8 protein-coding genes and 1 pseudogene are annotated in these 11,919 nt (G+C 39.9%); all 9 read right to left on the minus strand.

What is annotated here, in order from left to right; all coding sequences use genetic code 11:
- Positions 1-157: 157 nt before the first annotated feature.
- The 9 genes and pseudogenes from COJ96_RS00100 to COJ96_RS00140 all read right to left on the minus strand — a co-directional run bounded on the left by COJ96_RS00100 (position 158) and on the right by COJ96_RS00140 (position 11,875).
- Positions 158-1,195: a sensor histidine kinase gene (locus COJ96_RS00100; protein WP_098570970.1), complete on the minus strand. Its 1,038-nt coding sequence runs from the start codon at positions 1,193-1,195 to the stop codon at positions 158-160.
- A complete protein-coding gene (locus tag COJ96_RS00105; protein WP_098570971.1) occupies positions 1,192-1,866 on the minus strand; it encodes a response regulator transcription factor in 675 nt (224 codons plus the stop codon). Before COJ96_RS00105 ends, COJ96_RS00100 begins: the two co-directional genes overlap by 4 nt.
- A 34-nt stretch (positions 1,867-1,900) precedes the next feature.
- Positions 1,901-2,797, minus strand: a pseudogene (locus COJ96_RS00110) (ABC transporter transmembrane domain-containing protein); the annotation flags it as partial.
- A gap of 207 nt (positions 2,798-3,004) precedes the next feature.
- Complete coding sequence (locus tag COJ96_RS00115) at positions 3,005-4,621, minus strand: ATP-binding protein (protein WP_098570973.1); 1,617 nt, start codon at positions 4,619-4,621, stop codon at positions 3,005-3,007.
- Between the two features lie 132 nt (positions 4,622-4,753).
- A complete protein-coding gene (locus COJ96_RS00120; RefSeq protein WP_098570974.1) occupies positions 4,754-6,169 on the minus strand; it encodes a sigma-54 interaction domain-containing protein in 1,416 nt (471 codons plus the stop codon).
- Positions 6,170-6,295: 126 nt separating this feature from the next.
- The gene (locus tag COJ96_RS00125) at positions 6,296-7,081 is read right to left on the minus strand and encodes a 3-hydroxybutyrate dehydrogenase (RefSeq protein ID WP_098570975.1); all 786 of its coding nucleotides are present in this window, start codon (positions 7,079-7,081) and stop codon (positions 6,296-6,298) included.
- 52 nt (positions 7,082-7,133) lie between these two features.
- Complete coding sequence (locus tag COJ96_RS00130; protein WP_098570976.1) at positions 7,134-8,567, minus strand: GntP family permease; 1,434 nt, start codon at positions 8,565-8,567, stop codon at positions 7,134-7,136.
- Between the two features lie 461 nt (positions 8,568-9,028).
- Entirely contained in the window at positions 9,029-10,492 is a 1,464-nt protein-coding gene (locus COJ96_RS00135) for a PstS family phosphate ABC transporter substrate-binding protein (protein ID WP_098570977.1), read from the minus strand.
- A gap of 147 nt (positions 10,493-10,639) precedes the next feature.
- Positions 10,640-11,875, minus strand: coding sequence for a Zn-dependent hydrolase (locus tag COJ96_RS00140; protein ID WP_098570978.1), 1,236 nt, complete (start codon positions 11,873-11,875; stop codon positions 10,640-10,642).
- Positions 11,876-11,919 lie beyond the last annotated feature (44 nt).

Below are 11,919 nucleotides of genomic sequence, written 5' to 3' on the forward strand. Positions count from 1 at the left end.
ATCTTACAATAAATATGATTTGCCATATGCCTAACAGAACAATTTATGAAAAAGAGATGGAAAAAAGGTGTCAGGCACCGTTCGTGGACATTTGTCCACGAGCGGTGCCTGACACCCATTACTAACACTCATTACTAACACCCATTATTAACACTCATTATAATGTAATTGTAAAGGTGGTTCCCTTCCCCTCTTCGCTTTCAACAAAGATGGTTCCTTCGTGCATTTCGATGATTTTTTTGACGATGGAGAGCCCTAATCCACTGCCTCCTTTTGACCGGTCTCTTGCCTTATCGGCTTTGTAGAATCGTTCAAATACATGAATCTGGTCTTTTTTCGAGATGCCAATCCCCGTATCTGATATTTTCACGATCGTTTTGTCATCCACTTTTTCGAGATGAACACGAATCATCCCCTGGCTCGGTGTAAATTTAATACTATTGTGAAAGAGATTCGTCCAAACCTGGCTCATCAAATCTTCATCTGCAATGATGGCGGCCTTCTCCATTGAAACATCCAATTCCAGACCCTTTTCCAGCCAAAGCGGTTCACAGGCTAAAATAATCGTCCGTATTTGCTGATCTAATCGATAGCTATGACGATCAAAGGGATGATGCTTGGATTCTAACGAAGTTAATTTCATGAGATTATCGCTTAATTTCGAGAGCCTTCTACTTTCCGTTTCAATGATACTGAGATAATGGTTTCTCTCTTCTTTTGTTAGCTGATCGTATTGGAGGACTTGGGCAAAGCCCATTATTGACGTCAACGGTGACTGAATTTCATGAGAGACATTGGAAATAAACTCCTGCCGCATCTCTTCCAACTGTTTTAATTGCTTAGCCATATGATTGATATGGTCAATCAGTTTGGTAAATTGATTTTCTCTTCCAACCTTTAAATCAAGGTATACATTAAAATCACCTTTGGCAATCCTGCTTAAGGCATCAAGTATTTCATGAAAGAGATTGTGACGCCTGGAGTTCGTGAATAAACCAATAAGAAGCCCCACAAACGCCATCGTTAATAAACTACTGACAACCTCCGCCATATGACGAAGATAATCGGATGTATGCAGATGGAATAAGCGATAGATTCCGGAGACTATGAAATAACCTGCGGAAAAGCCCAACGAAACAAATACAATGAAGAAACAGACCCCGAATAAATGCTGGAAAAACCGTTTGACCTTCATGGTTTTACCTCAAACCGGTAACCTAATCCCCGAATCGTCTGAATTCGAAACGGGAATTCTTCTTCTGAGAACCTCTCCCTTATCCTTTTAATATGCACATCGACCGTTCGCTCGTCTCCCTCATAGTCGTAACCCCAAATATCTTCAATTAATACCTCTCTTGAAAAGGTCTTTCCAGGATAGCTCGCTAATTTAAACAACAGTTCAAATTCTTTCAACGGAATGGTAATTTCTTTATTCTTAAAAGAAATTTCATGTGTTTTGCGATTCAGCATAAAGTCATTAATAGTTATCGTTTGTGAGACCGTTATTTTATACCGCTTCAATACAGCTTTGACTCGGGCCGTTAATTCAGCTGGATCAAAAGGTTTCACTAGATAATCATCGGCCCCAAGTTCAAATCCCTTTACCTTTTGTGAGGTTTCACCTTTGGCGGTTAACATTAAGATTGGAATATCACTAAACTCCCGAATCTCTCGGCACAATTCCCAGCCATCCATATTCGGCATCATAATATCAATGATCGCTAAATCAATTTTTAATTTTCCCATCAACTCTAACGCCTTCATCCCATCTGATGCTTCGTACAGTTCGAATCCCTCTTTTTTCAAAAAAAGAAGCACAAGTTCGCGAATATTAGCGTCATCGTCGACAATTAATAATTTTGTCATCGCTCCTCATCCTTTCCATCTATTGAGCAGGTTCGCTGAATTGCCCCATTGGCATAACGATTTGAAAAAGATACATGATAAAAGCAACTAAATCACCCGCCATCAATGCACCTGAAGATACTCTCATTCCACCAAATCCTAGAATGACGACTAGTAATACCATGATTACTAAACCAATCAACGGAGAAATCAGTGCTTGAATTTTTGCTTCTTTCAACCCATATTGAAACAACTTCGTAATACCATTTTTACCATGCTGATATTCGACTTCCTCCGCATTCGAAGCTTTGACGAGGCGTATTTCAGATAATACTTGCTGAATGACGGAGGTAAACTGTGCTGTTTCGGTTTGCATCCCTTTGGACACCTGATGCATTTTTCTGCCAAGTGTCATTAAAATAACCGCCGCAAGCGGCAGGGCAATAAACATTAACAAAGCCATCTTCCAATCCAAGAGCAGTAAGACAATAATCGAACCAATGATGGAAATGGTCCCTGATAGAAAATTGGCGAGATGGTCGGTAATTAATCCTTTTACCACTGCTGTATCATTCGTCATTCGGCTGACCGTGTCCCCTGTTTGATTTTCATCATAAAACGGTATTGGTAAGAGGAGCAGTTTCTTCCATAAACGGTCGCGAATCCCTGCCACAACCGATTGTCCGATATGATTTAATAAATAGATGGATATCCCGCTCGCAACGGCTTGAATGACGAGAGCGCAAACGAGAAGAATGATTCTTCCAGTGCTTAATGAGCTAAGAGAAAAATCATTGATAAGATTTATAGTGAACAATGGGACAAACAGCCCCACCAAGGTGGTTCCTACACTTAATATAAGTGCGATACCCAAGAGCAATTTAGATGGCTTGGTATGTTGAACCAATCGAATAAACTGACGCCATCCCCTCTCATTCTTCACATCTGACATATTTCTTTACATCCCCTCTACCGATCACATACTTCCTCTTTCATTCACTATTACAAACTAAATTATACAAAAATTATATGAATTGAATATGAACATTAAAAAGGTGTCAGGCACCACTCGTGGACATTTGTCCACGGGTGGTGCCTGACACCCCATTGACACCCTATTGACACCCCATTGACACCCCATTCTTTACACCCAATTGTCTCAACTGGCCGACGGAAATTTTATTTCAACGTTGGTTCCTGCTTTTTCTTTACTGCTAAATGTAATGCTGCCATGGTGTTGTTTTATGATTTTATGGCTAATCATTAGGCCAAGGCCTGTTCCTTTTTCTTTTAATGTATAAAATGGTTCTCCTAATCGAGGAAGTAATTCTTCAGGGATCCCGCATCCCTGATCCTGAATAGAAATAATACATTCATCATCTGGCCCCTTGCGAAGGCGGACGAGAATTTCTCCCCCTTCCTTCATTGCTTCCATAGCATTCTTTAAGATATTTAGGAAGACCTGCTTTAATTGATTTTTCTCACAGGTAATATAGTAGGATGATTCCTCAAAATCTAGCTTTATCTGGGTATTACTCATCAATGCCTCAGGGGCTAGAAGTTCAAGCGTATCTTTAATTAATTCAAGAATATTCGTCCGGTCTAATTGAACTGCTTGCGGTTTTCCTAAAGTTAGCAGTTGGCTGGTAATGGTTTCAATCCGATTTAATTCACTAAGAAGCAAATCATCAATCGAACTGCCCCCTCTTTTATAAAGTTGCATGAAGCCTTTTATGGTAGTAAGCGGATTTCTTATTTCATGGGCGACCCCTGCCGCTAACTCCCCGACAATCGATAGTTTCTCCGAGCGCAGTAGTATTTCTTCTGCCTGTTTACGTTCCGAAATATCTCTGCTTATAATGACGATATTTTCAACTGCTCCATCTTCTCCCAAGACGGGCACACAGCGTGACTCAACTTCAATCCATCTTCCATCCTTGTGCCTCATTCGAAATTCAATGGATTGGATCTCTTTATTATCCAACATCCATTTTATTGTATTTTTAAATAATTCAACTTCGTCCCTATGGATTAAATGGTACTTTTCCAATCTTTCTATCTCCCAGCCCTGATATCCTAAAACACTTTCATGTGAAGGAGACAAGTAAATCACTGACTGTTCATCATTCAAAACTAGGATAAGGTCTGATGTATTCTCAGCAATAAGACGGTACTTTGATTCACTTGCCTCTACTAGTTTATACATATCTGTTAACCTATTATTTAATCTATGCAGCTTTTCATAAGACTCAATGAGTAAAGCGCCAATGATAACCCCTAACATCACAAATAACAGATATTGTAAATGAAAGATAGGGTTATCAATAAATATCTTAAAAGTAAAGACCGTAATCCCATAAATCACACAATAGCCAGCAAAAAATATGATGATTTTTTTGATAACCGTTAAGTATTTAGTATAGAAGTATATAATTGAGAAACCCAACATCAACAATCCCCAGCCAGTTAGAACTGGATCCCATTGTCCGCCTGTCCACAGCCTTGCAAGTAATGAAAACAGTCCAGTTAATAATCCTGCGAGTGGCCCGAGATACACAAACATGAGTATAACAGGGGCATATCTGATATCGTATGAATAGCCTTGCTGCTGGAATGACAGTATAACGAGAAGTACGGAAACCACCCCCGCATATACAGACGTCCAGAAGCGAGCAAGTTTAAATGATTTATGCTTAAAGAATGAGGAAATGACTAAAGGTGTACTAACCAGAAGTGAAAAAATTGCAAGATTAAAAATATAGTCTAACAGGATCATTAAGCTTCCACCCAATCTAACTATTTTCGAATAATCCCTTTTATCTTAAACTAATATTATGACTATTACCATAGTAATAATACGCTTTCAAAAAAAGGGAATAATATCCTGTTTTTAACAGAGGATTTGATACTATTTAATAGCATACAATTTGCACTTTTCATAAAAACTAGTTTTTCCAATTTCAAGTAGTTTAGCAGCTTCCTGCTTATTGCCATTTGTTACGTTTAGTGCATTGATCATTGCAGCCTTTTCCGCAACCGCAAGGGTTTCTCTTAATGAGGAAATCGGTAATGCTGATTTCCTAGCTGGCTGATTATTCTCGTCTGTAATATCATGATGTGTCTCCAACTCCATGTCACGCAAGTATAAAGGCAGATGGGCCACTTCAATTGTTTTTCCATCTAAGACATTGATCGACCGTTCCAATACATTCTCAAGTTCCCGGATGTTTCCTGGCCACGAATGCTGCATTAGTCTATCCTTTACGGAATCAGACAACTCGATCCCTTTACGATAAAATTTTCCTTCTAATTTTTTCAATAAACTTTTGGAAATAAGCGGAATATCCTCTTTTCGTTCTCTTAGAGGGGGAATGTCTATTTTGATGACATTTAATCGATAGTATAAATCCTGACGAAAGGTTCCTTCCTCCACCAACTTCTCTAAATCACGGTGTGTAGCTGCGATAATACGAACATCTACAACTATCGACTTTTGCCCCCCCACCCGCTGCACCTCTTTTTCCTGCAAGACTCTTAAAAGCTTACTTTGCATTGAAAGTGGCATATCTCCAATTTCATCTAGAAACAGTGTCCCATTATTAGCTATTTCAAACTTACCCTTCTTGCCGCCTTTCTTTGCCCCTGTAAATGCACCATCTTCATATCCAAACAGCTCCGATTCTAGTAAATGTTCTGGTATTGACGCACAATTAATTGCAATAAAAGGCAGGGAGGCACGCATGCTGCTATTATGAATGGCGTGTGCAAATAATTCCTTTCCAGTACCTGACTCTCCTATCAATAAAACGGATGAGTTGCTTTCAGAAATTCTTTCTGCTAGTTTTTTAGTTGCTGTAAAGGCAGCACTATTCCCAATTAAATGGTTGAAACGGTATTTACTTGTTAGCTCTTTTTCAGCTTTTGTTTTATAATATTTTAATTCTTCAACAAGTCCCTGTATTTTCGTTTTATACATTCGCCATTCTTCCGGGGTGCGAAACATGACCGTTCCGACCGCGCCGACTACTTTTCCAGCCTCCATTATAGGAAGACGATTAGCAATCATTTCACTGCCATTGATGGGATGAAGTGCAGCAAGTTCTTTTTGCCCTGTCTTGGCGACGATGTGCATTCGCGAGTTTTGAATGACATCCTGTACAGGCCGGTGGACGGCATCTTTCACGGTTGTTCCTAAAAACTCGCAATATGCCTCATTTATATAAAGAATAATCCCTTCGTGATCTACCACGACAATTCGTTCCGCTATTAGATTAATAATTTGCTCGTACCAATTATTAGGAATCCCCTCAAAACCAGGATACATTCTTTCCCCACCTTTACCGTTTTGATAAAACCATTATACCAAACGGATTCTTCACTTTAGAGACTAGATTTTTTTCCCATACAATAGAAAATCCTATTCGAATATCCGAATAGGAATCTCCATACCTTATTGAGCGGTGTAGCCTCCATCGAGAATGACCGCTTGGCCAGTAACACCTCTTCCTTTATCGCTTGCTAGAAAGACAGCATAGTCAGCAATTTCTGATACTGATAATAATCTTCTTTGTGGAACTAGCGGGAAGAGTACTTCCTCAATGACACGATCTAAGCTGACATTTCTAGTTTTAGCCAAATCCCCTAGTTGGTTTCTGACTAACAGTGTATCGACATAACCAGGGCATAAAGCATTTACTGTTATTCCATGGGCTGCGCCTTCCAATGCAGCTACCTTTGTTAAACCAATGACACCGTGCTTAGCACTATTGTAAGCCGCCTTACCAGCAAACCCAATGACACCATTAATAGAAGCCATATTGATGACTCTTCCAAAGCCCTGTTTCTTCATGATTGGGAACACATGTTTAATCCCGATGAAGGGGGCCGTTAACATGATTTTGACCAGTAATTCAAATTTTTCGGTAGGAAACTCTTCAATGGGTGAAACATATTGCATCCCTGCATTATTGACTAAAATATCAATGCTTCCGAAAGTTTGATAAGCAGACTCAAGACTATTTTTAAATGCCTCTTCATCGGTTACATCACATGGGGCTGCTAGTGCTTCAAATCCTTGCTTCCTTAGTTCGGAAGCCACTTCTTCACTTTTACTAGCATTTAAATCAGAGATGACTACTTTTGCTCCTTCCTCTGCAAAGGTTTTTGCAATCTCTAATCCAATCCCACTAGCGGACCCGGTAATAAATGCTGTTTTTCCTTTTAATGCCTTGCTCATTCGAGCATCCTCCTTAATAACAGAAAACTATGCTTCTAAATTTGATTCCTCATTAAATAATCCCAAATAAAGTGTAGAGACCAATAACAAAGAATACAGCCACGGTTTTTATGATCGTAACAGCGAAAATGTCGCGATATGATTGCTTGTGTGTTAATCCTGTCACAGCAAGTAAGGTAATAACAGCACCGTTATGTGGAAGTGTATCCATACCACCCGATGCCATGGCAACAACACGGTGCATTACTTCTGGCGGAATATTTGCCGCTGCTATTGCCTGATTGTATTTATCAGCCATCGCACCTAATGCTATTCCCATACCACCCGAGGCAGACCCTGTAATCCCTGCAAGCGAACTAGTTGTTACCGCACCGTTAACGAGCGGATTTGTAAAGGTACTGGAAATTCCATCACTAATTTTTGTAAATCCAGGAAGTGCAGCAATAACTCCTCCAAAACCGTATTCTGCTCCTGTGTTCATCGTTGCAAGCAAGGCACCAGCAATACTTAGGTTTAATCCTTCTTTAAAGTTTACCTTTACTCGCTTCCAATCAAAGGCAAGTGATGTAATAATCCCAACGACTAGAGCCATTTCAATTGCCCAAATCGCGGCAACAGTAGGAACATCTATTACATACGCTTTTAGACCAATGGCGGAAAAATCAAAACCGTTCGGATACCATTTTGGAATGTATGTGATGAACAATTTATTGGTAACCCCTACTAAGATGAGTGGTACAAACGCCATTATTTGTTTTAAAACAGATTGCTGAGAAGTTAAATCTGGAATCTCTGTTTCCTTCTGATTGGCTTCAGCCAATGCTGCCGCATTCTCTGTTCCGAACCCAAAGTAACCTTCTCCTGCTTTTGCAGCCTTTTTCCTACGTGTTTCAAGATATAAGAGCCCTAGGCCTAGGACAAAAATAGCACCAATAATTCCCAGAGTTGGAGCGGCATAAATATTTGTTTTAAAGAATTGAATAGGGATTACGTTTTGAATTTGCGGTGTTCCCGGCAGAGCATCCATGGTAAATGTGAAAGCACCAAGCGCGATTGTCCCTGGGATTAAGCGTTTAGGGATATTCGCTTCCCTGAACATTTGAGCAGCAAATGGGTAAATAGCGAAAACAGCTACAAATAAACTTACACCGCTATATGTTAAAATGGCGCCTAATAATACGATGGTTAGCATCGCACGTTTTGCACCAAGCCAGCGGACAATTGTCTTAGCGATGGATTCAGCAATCCCTGACATTTCAACCACTTTACCAAAAATCGCTCCTAATAAGAAGACCGGGAAGTAAGATTTAATAAATCCGACCATTTTTTCCATGAAGACGCCGGAAAAGAACGGTAATACATGGCTAGGGTCCACAAGTAAAACAGCTAAAAGTGCACAGATGGGAGCAAATAAGATAACAGAAAAACCCCGATAGGCAACAAACATTAATAGTCCAAGCGATAAAAGAATAATCAATAATTGCATTTAAATCCCCCTTTTTAAGTTTGAATTGAGCTTCAACCTCTTTTAGTAAGCGCTTGCAAACTGAAGTTCACTTTAATATTTGCAAGTTCCATGCCAATTCTATTTGTTAATTTTTAAAAATATAAATTTTCAGTATTATCACACTATCATTATATTAAATATAAACCGTGCTCACAATAATCCACCATTGTACCAATCTCATATTCCGTAATTCCGGAAATTATTTACGCTTTCAATTCCGGAAAAGCGGATTTTTTCCGCATTTCTGGAATTTATTTTAAAACTCAATAACTGTGCAGCCAAAAACGTTTAAAGGATAACTGGAAATGGCAGTTACTTAGAAAAAATAAAGACGAACCCTTAATAATCAAAAAATCTTAAAAAAGCGGACAATCACAAAAAGAAAAGCGAAGAGCCTATTTATGCGCTCCCCGCCTTTTTACTTACACGAAAATGACTTCTTAATTCTTAGTTAGTTTTATATAACCAATCTCTTCAACGATCTCTTGGCCTTGTGGTCCCTGCATCCATTCCAGGAATGGCTGGATCGATTGCATTTTTTTGTTGTCCTTTACTGTAATAGCATAGAGCGAGGCGGTGAAAGGGTATTTACCGCTCGCAATGTTTTCAGGATTTGGTTCAATCCCATTAATCGCCAATAGCTTGATATCTGTATTTGCCTTCATTCCCGTTGCATAGAATCGAAACGAAAAGCCTATTGAATTGTCATAGTTTCGGTAATCGGCTACCTGCTCGATAATTCCGCCCATTCCTTCAGGTACATCTTCCTTCAGAGGCTTCATGATGGGCGTGTCGCCCATGATTTTCTCCAGAAGCGTTTGACTCCCAGAATTTTTAGGACGCTGGAAGGCAATAATTTTTTCATCCTCGCCGCCTAGTTTTGACCAGTTTTTAATTTTTCCTGTGTAGATGCCTTTAATCTCTGAGACAGCTAGGCTATCCACCTTATTATCTGGATTGACGAAAAAGACAAACGCTTCCTTCCCTATTGGGGTCATAACTAGTTCTTTACCTGCCTCTTTCGCCATTTGCTGCTGTTCTTTTGACGGCTCTGCTCCAAAGTAAATATCAACATCACCTTGTAAAAGCCGCTCATAGGCATAAATCGTATTAGTAAAGGTGACAACTTCCCCGTATTCTTGATACACTTTTTCAATATTTTCATAGGCTGCATTGGCAAAAGCAGAATACACAGGAAATGCGGCTTCTGCTCCATCTAATATAGGCATTTCACTTTGGTTTTTAATTGTAAAGGTTGAAGCAGTTTTCAACTTCGGCAGGATATTATCTGGATTATTCACATCATAAGGATAGAGATCAGTACTAGAATATCCTCCTCCATATTCAAACCCATAGGATGGAAGGACCGTTTTACTGCGATGCCATTGAACAGCGGCACCTGTACCGATTGCAAGCATAAATATCATTATCACTGACAGGAAGCGTTTTTTATTGAAATCTGGGAGCTTTCTCTCCTTTATTATGGCAAGCGCTGCTCCGAAAATAAAGGAAAGCTCGTATGCTATTGGTGCCCCCAGAAATAATCTTCCTTCTCCCATAAGCATGGCAATAAAATAGTTTGGCGCGTAGACCAAATGAAAAATACTATAAAACAGCCAAGCATCCGCCCCGTAAAACCCTTTGGTAATCAGCATAAACAGGGCCCAAAGGAACGCAGTATAGGCAAGCGGAATAAGAACAAGGACGAGATAGTCCTTTAGGTTTTCCTGCTTCAAGTGCTTCCTGCTTACGAGGAACCCGGTCAAACACCCAGCAACTATTAATCCTGGTAGTGCGGCAAGCAAAGTATTATCAAACACCGTCATAATCGCGAATGCGAAAAAACTAAAAATCAGTGGCACGATTCCAAAATACAGTAACAAGAACTTTACTATTTTCCCCATGTCCGGCTCCCTTTTGATATTTTTTCGATGATTTTATATAGTGTAATTTTACACTTTATTATAACTTTTTACAATAAACTCCTACATAAAAAAAGACCCCTCCGCATTGCAAAAGGGTCTTCCTTAAAATCTATGATTTGTCATTTCTTATTTTGACAGCATGGTCAAAACTGTATCCAATAAAACATTAATCCCCTTTTCACAGTCTTCCCACGTCGTTAATTCCTCTTCACAATGGCTCTTGCCATTAATGCTTGGAACAAACAGCATCGCAGTAGGCACGAAGCTGGCAATGAACTGGGCATCATGTCCTGCACCTGAAACCATTTTTCGGTTAGAATATCCGAGTGATTGTGCGGACTCTTCAAATAGTTGACAGATCTCTGGTTGGAACCAGACTGTGTCACGCTCCCATAATTTTGTTGTTTTTACCTCACAGCCTTCATGAAGTGAAGTTAAACTCGGAAGTGATTCGATAAGGTTTTTAACCGTACGGACAATTTCCATATCTTTATGGCGCGCTTCTAGAGTAAAGACAACCTTGTTCGGAATGACCGTATGAATGCTTGGGTACACACTCACCCTGCCAATCGTGAAGACTAAATCTTCATCCAATCCCCCTAACCGCCTGCGGATTTCATTGATTATGTTATTGGCAGCAAACAGGGCATCCTTTCTCATATTCATTGGTGTAGTACCGGCATGGTCGGATTCTCCCGTTACTTCAATCTCATAGCAGGCCATTCCCACCACACATTCTACAACACCAATCGAGAGATCCTCTTTTTCAAGAATCGGGCCTTGTTCTATATGAAGCTCCAAAAGGGCCGTTGCCTCTTTCAACCGATTCCCTACTTCGCCTTCGTACCCGCTTGCCTTTAAAGCCTCACCAAAGGTAACTCCCTCTGAATCTACCTTTTTCAGCATTACTTCCTTATCAAATTTACCAGAGAGCACCCCTGATGCCATCATCGATGGTTCGAACCTTGCCCCTTCTTCGTTTGTAAAATTAACAATGGTAATTGGGATTTGTGGTTTTATTTGATTCTCGACCAACGTTCTGACTACTTCTAACCCAGCGACAACCCCCAGCACACCATCAAATCGGCCGCCTTTTTTTACCGAATCCAAGTGGGAGCCAATCAGAATGGGCGGCTTATCTTCAGTCCCAGCTAATGTCGCATACATACAGCCCATATCATCTACCGTGACTGTCAGCCCTAACTCCTCGCAGCAAGAACGAAAATAATCTCTTACCCGAATATCTTCTTTTGATAACGAAAGCCTTGTGACTCCATTGTTTTCTGTCCGGCCAAAGTTTGCAAATTGTTCTAATGTCGTTTTTAGTCTTTCTCCATTAATCAATAACTTTTGTCGTTGCATGATTAAACACTCCCTTTTTTTTGAGTGAGATTACGAGAATGATT

Origin of the sequence: Bacillus sp. AFS073361, assembly GCF_002567005.1 — a bacterium.
GTDB lineage: Bacteria > Bacillota > Bacilli > Bacillales > Cytobacillaceae > Neobacillus.

Excerpts from the sequence above, each read along its gene's own strand:
- COJ96_RS00100 (WP_098570970.1), bottom strand. The coding sequence starts at position 1,195 with ATGAAGGTCAAACGGTTTTTCCAGCATTTATTCGGGGTCTGTTTCTTC.
- COJ96_RS00105 (WP_098570971.1), bottom strand. The coding sequence starts at position 1,866 with ATGACAAAATTATTAATTGTCGACGATGACGCTAATATTCGCGAACTT.
- COJ96_RS00115 (WP_098570973.1), bottom strand. The coding sequence starts at position 4,621 with ATGATCCTGTTAGACTATATTTTTAATCTTGCAATTTTTTCACTTCTG.
- COJ96_RS00120 (WP_098570974.1), bottom strand. The coding sequence starts at position 6,169 with ATGTATCCTGGTTTTGAGGGGATTCCTAATAATTGGTACGAGCAAATT.
- COJ96_RS00125 (WP_098570975.1), bottom strand. The coding sequence starts at position 7,081 with ATGAGCAAGGCATTAAAAGGAAAAACAGCATTTATTACCGGGTCCGCT.
- COJ96_RS00130 (WP_098570976.1), bottom strand. The coding sequence starts at position 8,567 with ATGCAATTATTGATTATTCTTTTATCGCTTGGACTATTAATGTTTGTT.
- COJ96_RS00135 (WP_098570977.1), bottom strand. The coding sequence starts at position 10,492 with ATGGGGAAAATAGTAAAGTTCTTGTTACTGTATTTTGGAATCGTGCCA.
- COJ96_RS00140 (WP_098570978.1), bottom strand. The coding sequence starts at position 11,875 with ATGCAACGACAAAAGTTATTGATTAATGGAGAAAGACTAAAAACGACA.